Genomic DNA, 18,061 nt, shown 5'->3' on the forward strand with positions numbered 1-18,061 from the left:
GATTTTATTTTTGCTCAACAACAATTACAAAACCACCATAAGGTTTCATGCTTATTTTGAAATCAGCATTAGCACTCAATTCGGTTTTGGTAAACGACAATCCTTCGTTTCCATCGGTTATGAGCGTTGCTTTTTTACCCTGATATTGGGCAAGGTCAAAATTTATGGTTTTTGCATTTGCTTCACCATTTATACCTGCGATGTACCATTTCGATCCTGCTTTACGGGCCATTACCACAAATTTGCCCGGGTAACCATCAATTAATCTGGTATCTTGCCAGCTTGCCGGGAAAGTTTGCAGAAACGATTTTACATAAGCGGGTACAGTGGCCATCCCTTCCGGCGATTCGGCCAGGTGCTGCACGCCAGATTGGAAAATAACGGGTAAAGCCAGCTCGAAAGCATTGGTGGTTTTGCGGTTAATATTTGGGATTTTAGACAGGTTCATTGGCGTAAAATCCATCGGATCGAAGACATTTCGCGTAAAAGGAATGGTCGTGGCATGCAAAGGTTCTTCGTTAGCATTCACCTGCTCAAAAGTGATAAACTCCATGCCCTTGATCGATTCCATGGTCATCAGGTTCGGGTAGGTTCTTTGCCAACCCCTTGGCAGAGTTGCCCCATGGCAGTTTACGCTAAGGTTATATTTGGCTGCATCTTCAAATATTTCGAGGTAATAGCGGATCATTGACTGACCATCACCACCAAAAAAATCTATTTTAACACCTTTAATGCCCATTTCCTGTAAACGGGCAAACTCTTTCAGCCTTTCCTCACGGTTGTTGAGTTTATTTTTGGGCGTATATTTTACGGTATTCCATTCGCCGGCAGAGTTGTACCAAAGCAGTAAACCTACATTTTTTTGTTTGGCATAATCGGCCAGCTCTTTCATTTTTTCGTAACCGATATTGCGGTCCCAGTTTACATCAATCAGGCAGTATTCCCAATGCATATCGGCAGCAAAATCGATATATTTCTTTTGGATATCGTAAGTGATTGAGTTGTCTTTTAATACAATCCAGCTCCAGGAAGCTTTACCCATCTGGAAATTGGCCGGATTAATATTGCTTTTTGCCGGATAGGCCAGATCGGTACCCAGCGTAGATTCGGTAACTGTTTTTAAGCTGCCGATGGCAATAATGCGCCATGGGGTGTACCAGGGTAGGGTAGATTCGGGATTTACATTTTGCCCGGTATAGGCTTCCCTTTTATCGGGTAAGCCAATCTGATAGTTTCCACCAGCCGAATTTTGCTGTAAACGTGTGGCGCAATAGTTGCTGTCCAAACCCGTTTCTGAAACCAGTAACCAGGTATTTTTATAGTTGAAAAGCGCCGGGTAAACCCAGCCTGCCGCTGTTGGTGCAGCAGTGCCCACAGCGATATCTTTGTGGTAATATTCTTCGTAAGAAGGATTTGTAGCTTCCCAGCCTGTTTTAGCTACCGACATGGGTTGCATCCAGGCTTTGGCATTGGCGAAAAAGTGAAAGCTTGTTTTCTCTTCAATAAGTTGTTTGGTGTCGGTATCGCGATCAGGAAAATAATAGCGGAAAGCAACGCCATCATTCGATACCTGAAAAATAACATCTATTTTTTTTGAAGCTGCGTTTTGCAGGTGGAAAATCCTTTTTTGGGCCAGATATTCATGGTTTAACCGCTTGCTGTTTTGTAAAACATAGCTGTCTTTAACCTGTTCGTTTTTAGATACTGAAAGCAGGGAAAGATTTTTGCTGAAATCCTGATCAGCCCTAACCAAACCCAAAGCAGACTGATCGAGTACCTTTTCTGCATTTCTGCTGATGGTATAAAACAAAGCTTTGTTTTTAAGGTAAACCGAAACCGATAGGGACTTATCGGGACTGTTTACCTGATATTGGCTTTGTGCACTGGCCGTTTGTGTTACAGCAAGTAATAGAACAACAGCCTTTAAGATATTTTTCATGTTGATTATTTTAATTCCAGAACGACAACTGATTGTGCCGGTAATTCTACTTTTAAGCTGTTTCCTGATTTTTTAGCACCGGTAAATTTGGCGTTGTGCACTTTATTGGCATCCTTAAAGGTGTTTACATCAGTTAGTTTGGCCGAAGTTAAAATCTGCCCACTTACCGAACTCCATTTCAGCCCTTCTAAGGCAGTGCTTAGTGCAATTTTTTTATTGGGATCTAAATTAACCAGCGAAATATGGATGGCACCGCTGGCATCTTGCGAAGCAGATACGTTGAGTGCTGGTATTTTTTGGTCGCCCACTGCATAATCAGGGCTGGTGAAAGAAATGGGCAGGTATTTGGCATCCTGGTGTACTTTGTACAAATCGAAAACATGATAAGTAGGGGTAAGCACCATTTTATCCTTTTCGGTTAAGATTAAGGCCTGCAAAACGTTAACGGTTTGTGCCAGATTGGCCATTTTAACGCGATCGGAGTGGTTGTTGAAAATGTTTAGGGTAGTTCCTGCAATAAGGGCATCGCGCAAGCTGTTTTGCTGATATAGAAAGCCGGGATTGGTGCCGGGCTCTACATCCGTCCAGATTCCCCATTCATCAACCACCAGGGCTACTTTCTTTTTAGGGTCGTATTTATCCATAATTGCCGAATGTTTGGTTACCAGCTCTTCCATTTTTAAACAGTTTTTCATGGTCGAAAAATACTGTGCTTCATCAAAATCGGTAGCTGATCCTTTTTTGCCCCAGTTGCCTGTTGGCAGGGTATAATAATGTAAGGTTAAGCCCCACATCTGGTTGCCGATATTTTTCATACAGGTTTCGGTCCAGTTGTAGTCGCCGGCATTGGCGCCGCTGGCAATCTTTTTTAATGGTGCTCCCGGATAGTTGCGCGCATAAGTAGCATATCTGCGGTATAAATCGGAATAGTAAGCAGGAGTCATATTGCCGCCGCAACCCCAGCTTTCGTTACCTACACCCCAAAAAGACACTTTCCAGGGTTTTTCTCTACCGTTCTGGCTGCGGATGGCGGTCATGGGGCTTACGCCGTCAAAGTTTAAATATTCAACCCATTTGGCCATTTCTTCAACGGTGCCACTGCCCACATTGCCGGCAATGTAAGGTTCGCAATCCAGCATCTGGCAAAGGTCTAAAAACTCGTGGGTACCAAAGCTATTGTCTTCGGTTACCCCGCCCCAGTTGGTATTCACCATTTTTGGGCGCTGGTTTCTTGGGCCTATACCATCACGCCAGTGGTATTCATCGGCAAAGCAGCCGCCTGGCCAGCGCAGATTGGGTACTTTTATCTTTTTTAAAGCATCAACAATGTCCAGTCTGATGCGACCTTTATTCGGTATGGTTGAGTTTTCATCTACCCAGAAACCATCGTAAATGCAGCGGCCCAGGTGCTCGGAAAAATGCCCGTAAATGTGTTTACTTACCAACTGATCGCCACCAGGTTTGATGGTAAGCTGTGTTTCGGTTTGTGCCTGTGCCAGCATGGAGGTGCCTAAAAAGGCTAAACAGGCAAATAATTTCTTGATTGTCATTTGTAGCGTTTTTTAATTAAATGGAAGCTTAATCACGTTAAACGAATAAGGCTTTAGAGTTAGGTTCAGGTTTTTGCCTTTTAGGAATACTGTTTTGCTTTGCGGACTTACAGCCAGTGGATTATCAAAAGAATTGATCTGGTTTAAGTTTGCATTGGCCAGTTCTTCGCTGGTGCCTTTGCTTTTCAATTTTAGTTTTCCATCCAGGTTAAAATCAATGTTTTGAGGCTGATCAGAATTATTGGCAATTTTAATAATCAATTCTTTTTTGCCTTTGTCGGTTACTGCAGAAGCGTAAAGTCCATCCTGGCCGGTTATATTTTTGTCGCCAAGGGTTATCGCTATCACATCGGTACCTTTATTGGTTGAGAAAAGTTTCTGTACATAATAATCTGGCGTTCCATATGATTTCAGGTTATCTACCCAAATCATATCAGGCGCCCACTGCCAGGCATCTATATGTGCAAAAAGCGGTGCGTAAGAGGCCATTTGTACCACATCGGCATTGCGCTCCAAACCTGTCATGAGCGAAGCCGAAGCCAGTGCGCTTTGCCAGTTGTTTTTATTGCTGCCGGTAATATTGCCTGCCGCATGTACGGCATATTCACCCACAAAAACCTTCGAGCCATTGCGTGGATAGTTATCATATCGGCCAGCATTTTTTAGGAACCAATCGGCCGGGCGATAGTAATGTTCATCTATAAAATCGGCATTATTGCCCCTTAATGTTGTATTTAGCAGGTTAAAACGGTCGCCTTCCGGGTCAGTACCTGAGCTGTTGATGAGTTTAAAATCCGGATATTTGTCTTTAATGGCTTTGGTAAAAATGGCTACTCTTTCCAAATATTGCGGTCCCCAGTTTTCGTTTCCTACGCCCATCATTTTAAGGTTGAAAGGTTTCGGGTGACCCAAATCGGCCCTCATTTTGCCCCACTTGGTCGTAACATCGCCATTGGCAAATTCAATCAGGTCTAAGGCATCCTGCACATAAGGATCGAGTTCATCGAGCGCAGCTACTTCGGCAGAATTAAACTGACAAGCCATACCGCAGTTCAGGATAGGTAAAGCTTCAGAGCCGATATCTTCGGCCAGCTGGAAATATTCGAAAAAGCCCAAACCGAAACTCTGGTAATAATCAGGTGCCGCCCTGTGGGCAAATTCAGTATTCCAGCGGTTCATAATCAGTTGCCTGTTTTCTATCGGGCCAATGGTTTTTTTCCATTGGTAACGGTTGGCCAGGTCTGTGCCTTCAACAATACACCCGCCCGGGAAACGGATAAAACCAGGTTTCATATCGGCCAGCCACTGCACCATATCGGCCCTCAATCCCTGCGGACGGTTTTTCCAGGTATCGCCCGGGAATAATGAAATCATATCCAGGTCTATATTTCCCTGCCCCTGAAAAAGCAGTGAGAATTTGGCTTTCGGATCTGTTTCGGTGGCCACAAAACTGGCCGATTGTTTGTTCCAGCCTTCGCCGGTTTGTTCCGGATTTAAGCTGCCCTGACCAATAATTTTATTGTTGGCATCTTTTAATAATAATACCAGTTTAACGCCTTTAGCAGCCTGGCGGTACATGACTGAGAAATCGTATCGCAATCCTTTTTTAACACCAATGCCTTTAAAACCCTCGTTAACCAGTTCAAAATCGTCGGTTTCTTTTTTTACCTGTAAATATCGTGGATTGGCCGTATTAACCTCTTTGCGGTTTACAACCAGTATTTCGCCTTCTCTCGGTTTTTGCCGCTGAATACTCCAGCCCATTAAAGGTTTGGCAAACTCGAATGAACGGTTTTTGATTAATTCGGCGTAAATACCACCATCTGCACCAAAATTAATGTCTTCGAAAAATACACCCCACATATTGGGTTGCACCTTAGCAATAGATTGGTCGGTGCTTACTTTAATGATTTTGGGCGTTTGGGCAAATGTGTTATTGGCTAAGCCAAAGCTGGTTAAGCTATACATCACGCATGCACATACTGCACCCTTTAGCGGAGAATTTAATTTCATACGGTTTAATATTTGGAAGATTCTGATCGTAAAAGTATAATATTTAAAATAATAAACGTTATTTGTACGATTATTTTTTTTGATTTATAAAATTCTACAATGTTAACATTCAGGTATTATCAGACTTAGCAGGATCAGGAAGGGCTAAATCGCTGATTTTGGTAACTTTTTAGCTGATAATCAGAAATAATTAATACGAAATACATCGAAATTATTACTGTAACATATTATCACAGCAAAAAGGCAGGATACCACAGGATGCAGGTTAAAAATATACTTTCTACATTCGGATGTAGCATTAGCAGAGCCGGGCGGCTTTGTCGGGCTACACTAACCAAATTTCAACTTTATGAGGTTCCATTTTAATATTGGTTTACAGCCATACGGTTTTTTCTGTATGAGGTTATTTATTTCCCAAAGGTTATTAAACCCGGTACGCTGATAAATGTCTTTTCAAAAGATTAATATAGAACACGATGCTCAAAAAATATTTGCTACTCATTTTATTAAACACGTTTGGTTTGCTGGCCTGGTCGCAACAAAAAAGCAATGCTGCCAACGATCCGAAAACAATTAAGCTCTTTTTCGAAAAGGCTTATCTGCAAACAGACCGGACTTATTACAGCACGGGCGAAACAGTTTGGTTCAGTGCTTACCTGGTTAATGGTAAAAGTACCAGTTTAACGGGTACCAGTAATAATTTATATGTCGAGCTGGTTTCTTCCCAGTCAGTGCTGCTCGATAGTAAAACGATCCGGATGGATGGTGGTTTGGGTAAAGGCGATTTCGAATTAAAAGACTCAATTCCATCGGGCTGGTATAATATCAGGGCCTACACCAATTGGATGCGGAATTTTGGCAATGATTTCGTTTTCCAGAAAAGGATATATGTAAGCAACAATATAGTAGAAAATGCTTCTTATTTTACCCGCAATGCAGCAAAAAAGAACGAAACAGTTGCATCTCCCAAAGCAAAATCTATTGCCTTTTTTCCCGAAGGAGGTTCGCTGGTAGAGGGCTTAACGAGTATAGTCGCTTTTAAAACCAATGATGAACAGGGCAACGGCTTAAAAGCAACCGGAAGCGTAATTTCCTCAAAAGGCGATACGGTAGCTACCTTTACCAGCACTGCGGCAGGGATGGGTATTTTTGCCTTTACGCCTCAACCGGGCGAAAAATACCGTGTTACCGGGCGTTACGGGGAGGAGCAGTTTTCGGCTACCTTACCCGCTATATTAGGCAAAGGTTTCTCGCTGCATGTTACTACCGATTCGGCCAATATCAAAACCGTAATCAGCGCAAATGCGCCCATTTTTGAAGGAATAAAAGATAAAAATATTTCCATCCTGATTAAACACGCAGGTGATGTGATTTATTCGGGTGCCATTAAACTCAGTAAGCCTACCGTTTCGGTTACTATTCCAACCAAAGGTTTTGCCAGAGGGATTTCGGCACTTACACTGCTCGATGATCAGGGCAGGCCAAATTGCGAAAGGCTGGTCTATATTCAGGGGGATGAAAACATTAATCTGGCCATTACAGCAGATAAGGCCATTTATAAATCGCGCGAGAAAGTAACATTAAAGGTAAAAGCCAGCAATACACAGGGGCAGCCGGTTAAAACTTCACTTTCGCTGGCTGCGGTTGATGAAATGGTGCCTGATGATGGACAAAATATCCTTGCTTATTTGCTATTGCAATCAGAAATAAGGGGAGAAGTTAAAAATGCCGCTCAATATTTTGATGCAGGCAACCCATCGCGATTGAAACAGCTCGATTTGCTGTTGCTTACCCAGGGTTGGCGCGATTACCTCTGGAAAAAACTCGCCGATTCGAGTATTAAAATCAGCTACATGCCTGAACCTGGCCTTACCATAAAGGGTACGGTAAGGGAAAAACTGGCCAATAAACCGCTTGCCAATATGAACATTACTTTGTTTGGCGCTAATTTTACGGGCGATAAACTTTTTACCACCAAAACCGATCAGGAGGGGCGTTATTTCTTTGATGGTTTAAAATGGTATGGCAATCAGGCCGTTAAAATTTCTTCCAAAGATGATAAAAACAGAAAAGGTGGTTGGTTACAGATTGATACTTTAATCAGGCCTTTAAGTCTGGCTTCGTTAAAAATGCCTGAAACCGGTATCCCTAATCCGCTAAATGTTGAATTGGGCAAACGGATGGATTACAACCGCACCTACAAATTTGGCGATTCAATTACCCTGAGCGAAGTGGAGATTAAAGCGGCAAAGAACAAACAGGTTAACCTTTTTGATGAGACCTTAACCAGCTTTGGTTACCCCGAACAGGTTTTTAATATCACAGCAGCAGATTACTCGTACAAAGGGCTGGAACATTTTCTATTAACCAAAGCCAATGGTGCGATGCCCGTTGATGACAATGATAGTATCGGAAATGAAGGGGTTGCCTTTATTGTTGAAGGAAAAAAAGTGAGACCACGGATTAAAGTAAATAACCGTGAAGAATTGCTAACCGAAAGGCTTGATTATTACAGTTTAACCATGGATCAGATTAGTCAGGTAAAAGTACAGCATCTAATAGGCCGTTCTAACAACGAGGTGTACCTCATTAGTCTGGTCTTAAAAGATGAGGCCTTACGGGGAGCGAATTTAAACCTGCTTAACGTAAATTTAAATGGATACTACAATGCCCGTACGTTTTATTCACCTAATTACGCCAATCCATCCACCCAAAGCAAAGATTTAAGGACAACCTTATTCTGGAATCCCGCCGTAAAAACAAACGAAAACGGAGAGGCTACCATCACCTATTACAACAGCGATAATAAAGGAAATATTCGCATTAAGGCCGATGGAATTACAGATAAAGGTGTAGCCGTAGTGGCTAAAACCGGATATAAAGTACAATAAACAGAACCGATGAAAAGCCTTGACCTCTATTTGAACACGAAGCATGCACATTAAATCTATATCCATTATTTTACTGCTAACCTGTTTATTTAACAGCAGACAGGTAAATGCCCAACGCCAGATGGAAAAACTGGGTCGTGGGGTAATTGCCATGCGCCAGAATAAAGATTCGGTTTATGTAAGCTGGCGTATACTGGGCACCGATCCGGATGATATCAGTTTTAACCTTTACCGCAGAAGCGGAAACCGAACACCACAAAAACTCAACAGCCAACCGTTAAGCAAAGGAACCAACTTTATAGATGCAGGTGCTGATTTTAATCTGCCGAACAGCTACTTTGTAAAACCACTCCTTAAAAACCAGGAGCAAGCAGCCAGTGCAGCTTTTACGCTGGTAGCCAAACAACCTGTTCAGCAATATCTAGGCATTCCTTTGCGCACACCGGCCGGCTATACGCCAAATGATGCCTCAGTTGGCGATTTGGACGGAGACGGCGAATACGAAATTATTTTGCATCAAACCGGCCGTAGTCGCGATAATTCATCCAACGGACTAACTGATCCACCCATTTTTCAGGCCTATAAGCTCGATGGTACATTTTTGTGGGAAATTAACCTGGGTAAAAATATCCGCGAAGGCGCGCATTATACTCAGTTTATGGTTTATGATCTGGATGGCGATGGCATTGCCGAAATGGTATGTAAAACCGCCGATGGAGCCATTGACGGCAAGGGGAAAGTAATTGGCGATTCCACAAAAGATTACCGCAACAGTAACGGAAAGATATTGGATGGCCCTGAATTTTTAACGGTTTTTAGTGGCAGAACAGGCGAGGCCCTGGTCACTACCGATTACCTGCCTGCGCGTGGCGATATTGGTGCCTGGGGTGGGCCTGGTGGCAATGGTAAAAACGACAATACCGGTAACCGCGTCGATCGTTTTAATGCCTGCATAGCCTATCTGGATGGGGTACACCCGAGTGTGGTGATGTGCAGGGGCTATTACGGACGCACTGTGCTGGCCGCCTGGGACTGGCGCAATGGCCGGCTAAATCTGCGTTGGGTGTTCGACAGTAAAAATGGCCAAAACCCATTCTCTGGCCAGGGAAACCACAATTTAACCGTTGCTGATGTAGATGGCGACGGTAAAGATGAGATTATTTACGGTTCGATGTGTGTAGATGATAATGGGAAAGAATTATACAGCACAGGCTTGAGGCATGGCGATGCCCTTCATGTTTCGGATCTCGATCTGGAACACCCAGGCTTGGAAGTTTTTGGTGTACATGAAATAGAAGAAGGTACCAAAGGTCCGGGAACAGCAGTATATGATGCCCGTACCGGTAAAATATTGTGGAAAGGTTCTGAAGACGAGGATGTAGGCAGGGGTGTGGCAGATAATATTGATCCTACACGAGTAGGTGCACAAATGTGGTGGTCGGGAGCAAACGGTTTGTATGATATAAAAGGTAACCGCATAGGCAATCAGCCCCGGTCTACTAATTTCCTCATTTATTGGGACGATGATTTGTCGCGCGAGCTTTTAGATGCCAACCACATTGACAAATACAACGGCGGCCGGCTTTTTACTGCCGAAGGCTGCGTGTCTAACAATGGGACCAAATCTACCCCTGCATTAAGTGCCGATATTTTTGGCGATTGGCGCGAGGAACTGATTTTAAGGGCTTATGATAACCAGAGCCTGCGCATCTACACCACCGTTATTCCAACCGAATACCGCAACTATACCCTGATGCACGATCCGCAGTACCGTTTAAGTATTGCCTGGCAAAATGATGGCTACAACCAGCCACCTCACACCGGTTTCTATTTCGGTTACGGTATGCAAAAAGCCCCTAAACCCAATATTGTACTTGTAGAACCCAAAAAATAGTATGCGTACCTTAAAAATAGCTTTACTTTTTTGCTTGTTTTTACCTGCAACGCTAATGGCGCAACGCCAGATGGAAGCGCTGGATAGGGGTGTGGTAGCAGTACACCTACCCGGCGATAGTGTTTTTATCAGTTGGCGGATGTTGGGAACCGATCCGGATGATATTTCATTTAATCTATACCGCAAAAGTAATCAGCACCAGACGGTAAAATTGAATCAGACGCCTATTACCGGCGCAACCATTTTTACGGATAAAAAAGTAGATTTTACGACCGACAATGCCTGGTTGGTAAAACCTGTAGTGCATGGCAAAGAACAAGCTGAAAGTACCGCTTTTACGCTGCAGAAAAATACGGTAGCTCAGCCTTATTTGTCAGTTCCTTTAAAAACCTTACCTGGTTATACCCCTAATGATATTTCTGTTGGCGATTTGGATGGCGATGGAACTTACGAAATTGTATTACATCAGGCGGGTATTAGTCATGATAATTCGCATGCCGGCCTTACCACCGAGCCATTGCTTGAGGCTTATAAACTGGATGGCACCTTCTTGTGGCGCATTAATTTGGGCAAAAATATTCGCGAAGGCGCGCATTATACGCAGTTTATGGTGTACGATCTGGATGGCGATGGCAGGGCAGAGATCGCTTGTAAAACGGCTGATGGAACAATTGATGGGAAAGGAAAAGTAATTGGCGATTCGACAAAAGACTGGAGAAATAAAAACGGATATATTTTAGCCGGCCCTGAATTTCTGACGGTTTTTGACGGCCTAACAGGAGCCGAGATAACCACCACCAATTTTATCCCTGCGCGTTCTGCTGAGCTCAATCCCTCACCCGAAGAACTAAAAAAGACCTGGGGCGACAGCTATGGAAACCGTATGGATCGTTTTCTGGCGGCTATTGCTTACCTGGATGGTAAACATCCCAGTTTAATTATGAGCAGAGGATATTACACCCGTACCGTTATTACTGCCTGGGATTTTAAGGCAAAGAAATTACAGCAAAAATGGAGCTTCGATAGCGCTGAACCTGGCAATAAGCGATATGGAGGGCAAGGAAATCACAACTTAAGCATTGCTGATGTGGATGGTGATGGCAAAGATGAAATTATTTATGGTGCCATGACCCTCGATGATAATGGAAAAGGGCTTTACAGCACGGGTTTAGGGCATGGTGATGCCTTGCATGTGGGCGATTTAGATCCTGACCGCCCTGGGTTGGAAGTTTTTGATATTCAGGAAAGATTTTCGGATGCCGGGGCAAACTTCAGGGATGCCAGGACAGGAGAAGTGTTGTGGAAAAAGGCCTCGGTAAGCGCCGGAGCTGATGGAGAAGGACCGGGAAGGGGTCTCGCAATTAACATTGACCCCAGATACCGGGGATCTGAATGCTGGGTGGCCGGAGCAGGAATAACGGGAATGTTTGATGCCAAAGGCAATAAGATTTCGGCTGTTACCCCAAGCGTTAACTTCGGTATTTTTTGGGATGGCGACTGCCAGAGCGAGCTTTTAAATGGTACCTCAATTGATAAATGGGATTATGAAAATGCGAAAACCGTTCGCCTGCTCAATGCCAGGGCATACAATTGTTTGTCCAACAATGGCACCAAATCTACTCCGGCATTAAGTGCCGATATTTTAGGCGACTGGCGCGAAGAAGTGATTTACCGCACTGCCGATGCCAGTGAACTGAGGATATTTACCACGACCATTCCAACCCAACACCGCTTTTATACTTTTATGCACGATCCGCAGTACCGTTTAAGCATTGCCTGGCAAAATGTAGGTTACAACCAGCCCCCACATACCAGTTTTTACATAGGCGATGATATGAACCAGCCGCCTAAACCCAATATTAAAACCATTCAATACCATGCTAATTCTCAGTAAAACATCATGAAAAAATACAGTCATATTTTAACTGCACTAATCATTGCCATAGCCGGCCTGGCTTTTGTTGCACCGCACAAACCGGCACTGCACACTATCGGCGATTCTACCGTTCGCAATTCCAATAAAGAAACCTGGGGCTGGGGAACACCTATTGCTGAGCTTTTCGATACGACAAAAATCCATGTCGAAAACAATGCTATGGCTGGCCGGAGTACCCGCACTTACCTTTCGGAAGGCCGCTGGGATAAGGTCTTGGAAACTTTAAAACCAGGCGATTTTGTAACCATGCAGTTTGGTCATAACGATGGAAGCGCTCCTGATACTACAAAAGCAGGGCGAAGGGGCGTCTTAAAAGGAACAGGCGAAGAAACCAAAGTGCTCACCTGGCCTGATGGTAAAGTGGAAACCGTACATACTTATGGCTGGTATATCCGCAAATTTGTACGCGAAACCAAGGCCAAAGGTGCTACGCCAATTGTGGTATCGATGATTCCGCGAAATATCTTTAAAAACGGCAAAGTACTGCGTGCCAATAACGATTTTGGCAAATGGGCAGCCGAGGTAGCCAAAGAAGAACAAGCCTGTTTTATCGATCTCAATCAAATTACAGCCGATAAATATGATGCATTAGGGCCTGATAAAGTCAAGTCATATTTTCCTGGCGATCATACCCACACTAACCTGGAAGGCGCAAAAGTGAACGCTCAATCGGTAGTAGAAGGGATTAAAATGCTAAAGGATTGTGATTTGAAAAAGTATTTAAAAGACTAAAGACCAAAGCTGAAAGACCAAAGACAAGAAGTTAAGCACCATCCTAACCTCCTGATATTGATACTCGCTACTTAATACTCGTTACTCGCTACTTAATACTTGCTACTTGATACTCATTACTTGCTACTTGATACCTGCTACCCATTACTTGATACTTAAACAAACCAAATATGAAATTAACCAAATACCTGAATCTTCTTCTTTTAACCGCATTCTTCATCTTTTCTTCCTGCGTAATCCTTAAACAATCTTCCAAACCGACGCTGTTTCTTATTGGCGATTCGACCGTGAAAAACGGAAAAGGCAAGGGCGATGGTTCATTATGGGGCTGGGGCAGTTTCATCGGTAATTTATTCGACGAAGAAAAAATAACAGTCGAAAATGATGCCTTGGGTGGTACCAGCAGCCGTACTTTCCAAACCAATGGCCTGTGGGATGCTGTTCTGGTGAAAATTAAAAAAGGCGATTTTGTGATGATGCAGTTCGGGCATAATGACAGCAGTCCTTTAGATGATACCGCCCGCGCCCGTGGTACTATAAAAGGAATTGGCATGGAAAGTAAAGACACTTATAATCCCATAAAGAAAAAGCAGGAAACCGTTTATACCTATGGCTGGTACATGCGTAAATTTATCAATGATGTTAAAGCGAAAGGTGCAACACCCATTATTTGTTCGCCCATCCCACGCAATCCGGTAAACAACGATAAAGTGGTTTTGGCTAACGATAGCTATGCAAACTGGGCAGAAGAAGTAGCCAAAGCCGAAAAAATTGATTTTATCCCTTTAAATCAGATTATTAAAGATAAATATGCTGCGTTAAGTGCGGTTGAGGTGAAAACTTTTTTCACAGAGAAAGACCATACCCACACCAACGAGGCCGGTGCAAAATTAAATGCAGCTGCCGTAGTGGAGGGATTGAAAAAATTAAAGCAGAATAAACTGAATAATTACCTGAAATAGGCCTTGAAGCAGGATACTACAGGACGCTTAGCCGCAATTATTGTCTTATTTTAACACCCTAACCAAATACGGGCGGTTACAACCGCCGATTGTTATGCAGATACAACTTCGCCGGATATTCAAAGTACTTATTGCCCTTGCTTTTATTGTGTTGAGCAATGCCCAAACCCGTGCACAAAGCATTTCGCTTGCCGGACAGTGGCGTTTTAAAACAGATGCCAAAGATGAAGGGCTGAAAGGAAAATGGTACAATAGCGTTCTTCCGGATAGGATTTCATTGCCGGGATCAATGGCTGAAAATTTAAAGGGTGATGAAATTACCCTGAAAACCAAATGGACAGGCAGTATTTACGATAGTTCCTACTTTTTTCATCCCCGTTTGGAGAAATACCGCAAGCCCGGCAATATTAAAATACCTTTTTGGCTAACCCCTGCCAAACATTACACCGGTGCTGCCTGGTACCAGAAAGATGTAGAAATTCCAGCCAGCTGGAAAGATAAGCGTATGGTTTTGTCGCTCGAATATCCACATTCCGAAACCCATGTATGGATTGATGATGTTGAAATTGGCACAGCTTTTACCTTTGTGGTGGCACAACAATTTGAGCTGCCGGCAAACTTAAAGGCGGGTAAACATACCATCACCTTATTGATCGATAACCGCATTAAAGCCATCAATGTTGGACAAGATTCGCACAGCTTAACCGACCATACCCAGGGCAACTGGAACGGGGTGGTGGGTAAAATGACGCTTACAGCGGGTTCGCCGGTGTATTTTGATGATATTCAGGTTTATCCTAACCTTAAAAATAAATCGGCAAAAGTTAAAATTCAGCTTAAAGCAGCTGCAAACCAGTCTGCTACCGGAAAAATTACGCTCAATGCCAGCAGTTTTAATACCCAAAGTATACTTCAGGTTAAGCCGGTAACAGTTCCCTATCAAATTACAAATGGTGAAGGCAGTTTGGAAATCAATTTGCCCATGGGCGATAAAATTGTCACCTGGGATGAATTTGATCCTGCCCTGTATCGTTTAACTGCTACTTTAATTTCCAAAGACGGCAAAAAGGAGGTAAAAAATGTTCAGTTTGGGATGCGCGAATTTAAGGCTGTTGGCCAAAGTTTCGAAATTAATGGCCGTCCGGTGTTTTTACGCGGAACGGTAAACAACTGCGAGTTTCCGTTAACCGGTTATCCTTCAATGGATGTTGCTGCTTGGTTACGGATTTTTAAAATATCGAAGGCTCATGGCTTAAATCACATGCGTTTCCATTCGTTTTGCCCGCCCGAGGCAGCCTTTATTGCTGCCGATCAGATTGGGTTTTACCTGCAGCCCGAAGGGCCTAGCTGGGCCAATCATGGTTCATCTATCGGCGATGGCAAACCTATCGATCAGTTTATTTACGATGAAACCAACCGCATGGCCAAAAACTACGGCAATTATGCTTCTTTTTGCATGATGGCTTATGGTAACGAGCCGCGCGGGCGTCAGGTAGAATACCTCACCAAATTTAACGATTACTGGAAAGCTAAAGATTCGAGACGTTTGTACACCGGGGCTTCGGTAGGTGGCAGCTGGCCGGTTATTCCCAATAACGAATTTATGGTGCGTGCAGGTGCAAGAGGTTTAGACTGGGGACGCAAACCAGAAAGTATATCAACTTATGCTAAACAGATCGAACAATTTAACGTGCCTTTTGTAGCCCACGAAATGGGACAATACTGCGCGTTTCCGAATTTCGACGAAATTAAAAAATATACCGGCGTGTACCGGGCAAAAAACTTCGAGCTGTTTCAGGAAGATTTAAAAGACCACGACATGGCCGATCAGGCACATGCTTTCTTAATGGCATCGGGTAAATTACAGGCCTTGTGTTATAAAAATGAAATCGAAAAGGCCTTAAGAACGCCAAACTACAATGGTTACCAGTTATTATCGCTTAATGATTATCCTGGTCAGGGAACTGCCCTGGTAGGTGTTTTAGATGCCTTTTGGGATGAAAAAGGATATATCAGTGCTAAAGAATTCAAACGTTTTTCTAATAGCACAGTGCCTTTGTTAAAAGTTTCGAAATTTGTTTTTACCAATGATGAAACCTTAAATGCTGCGGTAGAAGTGGCCCATTTTGGCAAAGCACCCATTGAAAATGCAAAACTCTCATGGACATTAAAAACGGATAACGGTACATTAGTCGCTAAAGGTGATTTCACTCCTAAAACCTTGCCCGTTACCAATTGCATTGCTATGGGTGAGCTTAACGTGCCATTGAATACCATTAAGGTAGCTACTAAATTAAACCTGGAAGTGCTCATTAATGGTACTGAATTTGCCAACGACTGGAACATCTGGGTTTACCCGGCCAAAATCCTGGAAGTTAAAAACGAGGTTTATTATTGCACCAGTTTGGATGACAAAGCCAAAGCAGTTTTAGCCTCAGGTGGAAGTGTGTTTTTTAACGCTGCAGGCAAGGTAGTAAAGGGCAAAGAAGTAGTACAAACATTTTTACCGGTTTTCTGGAATACTTCCTGGTTTAAAATGCGCCCGCCACATACTTTGGGGATCCTTTGCGATCCTAAACAGGCTGCTTTTGCCAGCTTCCCGACTGATGATCACAGCGACATGCAGTGGTGGGAAATTGTAAATAAATCGCAGGTGATGAATCTAGAAGATTTTCCTTTGGGCTTTAAGCCGCTGGTGCAACCCATAGATACCTGGTTTTTAAACCGCCGTTTGGCCATGGTTTTCGAAGCTAAAGTTGGCAAAGGAAAGCTGTTGGTTTCGAGTGCCAATCTTGGTCCAGGTTTAACGGGTATGCCTGCCGCGCAGCAGTTGTACTACAGTTTACAGCAATATATGGGCTCAGATAAGTTTAATCCGAAATTCGATGTTCCCCTTAGCACCGTGCAGGATATTCTTGAAACGCCCTCTAAACTCCAGTTCGAAACCTTTACCAAGGATAGCCCCGACGAGTTAAAAGTAAAATCTAAAACCAATTAACCGAATTTCACCCGACAGATCATGAGAAGAAGCATCACTATTTTAGCATTAGTCCTAACCGCAAGCAATTTGTTGTACGCACAAAAAATCCCTTCAAAAGCAAAGGTTTTAAAGGTTTTGCAGCAAACCAATGCCTATTTTATGAACAAGTGGCCCGATGCCGGAAAATCGATCATCACCAACAAGGAAAGACCAAGTAATATCTGGACCAGGGCCGTTTATTACGAAGGATTGATGAGTTTGTACCAGATTGATGCGAAAAAGGAATATTACGATTATGCTGTACAATGGGGTGAAAAGCACAACTGGGGATTAAGAAATGGCATTGCAACCAAAAATGCCGACGATCAGGCCTGCGGGCAAACCTACATTGATCTTTATCTGCTCGATAAGCAGCCCCAACGCATCAAAGATATTAAGGCATCGATAGACCTGGTGATGCAATCGGGGAAGGTAAACGACTGGACCTGGATTGATGCCATCCAGATGGGGATGCCGGTTTTTGCCAAACTGGGCAAGCTTTACAACGATACTGCTTATTACGGTTACATGTATAAAATGTACATGCACACTAAAAATGCCGAAGGCGGTGGTTTGTACAATGCGAAGGATGGCCTTTGGTGGCGCGATAAAGATTTTGTACCGCCTTATAAAGAACCCAATGGCGAAGATTGCTATTGGAGCAGGGGTAATGGTTGGGTGGTCGCTGCCCTGGCCAGGGTATTGGAAACTATCCCCGAAAATGAAGCCCACCGGGACGAATATTTAAAAACCTTTAACGAAATGATTAAAGCGCTGGTACCCATTCAGCGTACCGATGGTTTTTGGAATGTGAGTTTACACGATGCTACTCATTTTGGAGGTAAAGAAACCTCGGGTACGGCATTGTTTGTTTATGGTATGGCCTGGGGCGTAAATCATGGTATTTTAGATAAAGCAACTTACCTACCCATTATCGCCAAATCCTGGAATGCCATGACCAGCGATGCAGTTCAGAAGAATGGCTTTATTGGCTATCTGCAAGGTACTGGTAAGGAGCCAAAAGATGGTCAGCCGGTAAGCTATACCAGTGTACCCGATTTCGAAGATTATGGTTTAGGTTGCTTTTTACTGGCCGGAACCGAAGTGTACAAGCTCAAAAGATAG

The 18,061-nt window shown here is 43.5% G+C and carries 10 protein-coding genes; 7 read left to right on the top strand and 3 right to left on the bottom strand.

Translation table 11 applies throughout. From position 1 onward, the window contains the following. Window positions 1-4: 4 nt before the first annotated feature. From BLR37_RS18450 to BLR37_RS18460, 3 genes are read right to left on the bottom strand one after another with little or no spacing between them, the layout of a single operon-like run. The gene (locus tag BLR37_RS18450; RefSeq protein ID WP_090771162.1) at window positions 5-1,939 is read right to left on the bottom strand and encodes a glycoside hydrolase family 97 protein; all 1,935 of its coding nucleotides are present in this window, start codon (window positions 1,937-1,939) and stop codon (window positions 5-7) included. Window positions 1,940-1,944: 5 nt separating this feature from the next. Beyond that, window positions 1,945-3,489, bottom strand: coding sequence for an alpha-N-arabinofuranosidase (locus BLR37_RS18455; protein ID WP_090771164.1), 1,545 nt, complete (start codon window positions 3,487-3,489; stop codon window positions 1,945-1,947). A 12-nt stretch (window positions 3,490-3,501) separates the two neighbouring features. Further along, entirely contained in the window at window positions 3,502-5,502 is a 2,001-nt protein-coding gene (locus BLR37_RS18460; RefSeq protein WP_244154694.1) for an alpha-L-arabinofuranosidase C-terminal domain-containing protein, read from the bottom strand. Window positions 5,503-5,978: 476 nt separating this feature from the next. Between BLR37_RS18460 and BLR37_RS18465 the strand changes: the two genes are divergently transcribed. The 7 genes from BLR37_RS18465 (at window position 5,979) to BLR37_RS18495 (ending at window position 18,061) form a co-directional block, all read left to right on the top strand. Beyond that, a complete protein-coding gene (locus BLR37_RS18465) occupies window positions 5,979-8,393 on the top strand; it encodes an MG2 domain-containing protein (protein ID WP_090771166.1) in 2,415 nt (804 codons plus the stop codon). Window positions 8,394-8,436: 43 nt separating this feature from the next. Next, window positions 8,437-10,287 carry a rhamnogalacturonan lyase gene (locus BLR37_RS18470; RefSeq protein ID WP_090771168.1) on the top strand — a complete coding sequence of 617 codons (1,851 nt, stop codon included), beginning with the start codon at window positions 8,437-8,439 and terminating at the stop codon, window positions 10,285-10,287. A gap of 1 nt (window position 10,288) precedes the next feature. After that, a complete protein-coding gene (locus BLR37_RS18475) occupies window positions 10,289-12,181 on the top strand; it encodes a rhamnogalacturonan lyase (RefSeq protein WP_208599688.1) in 1,893 nt (630 codons plus the stop codon). 6 nt (window positions 12,182-12,187) lie between these two features. Next, on the top strand, window positions 12,188-12,955 hold the full coding sequence (locus tag BLR37_RS18480; protein WP_090771170.1) for a rhamnogalacturonan acetylesterase: 768 nt from the start codon (window positions 12,188-12,190) through the stop codon (window positions 12,953-12,955). A gap of 170 nt (window positions 12,956-13,125) precedes the next feature. Beyond that, on the top strand, window positions 13,126-13,917 hold the full coding sequence (locus BLR37_RS18485) for a rhamnogalacturonan acetylesterase (RefSeq protein ID WP_090771172.1): 792 nt from the start codon (window positions 13,126-13,128) through the stop codon (window positions 13,915-13,917). Between the two features lie 94 nt (window positions 13,918-14,011). Further along, window positions 14,012-16,915 (top strand): exo-beta-1,4-galactosidase, encoded by a 2,904-nt coding sequence (locus BLR37_RS18490; RefSeq protein ID WP_090771378.1) that lies wholly within the window; start codon window positions 14,012-14,014, stop codon window positions 16,913-16,915. A 21-nt stretch (window positions 16,916-16,936) separates the two neighbouring features. Next, entirely contained in the window at window positions 16,937-18,061 is a 1,125-nt protein-coding gene (locus tag BLR37_RS18495) for a glycoside hydrolase family 88/105 protein (RefSeq protein WP_090771174.1), read from the top strand.

This window comes from Pedobacter soli, from assembly GCF_900101435.1.
Lineage (GTDB): Bacteria > Bacteroidota > Bacteroidia > Sphingobacteriales > Sphingobacteriaceae > Pedobacter > Pedobacter soli.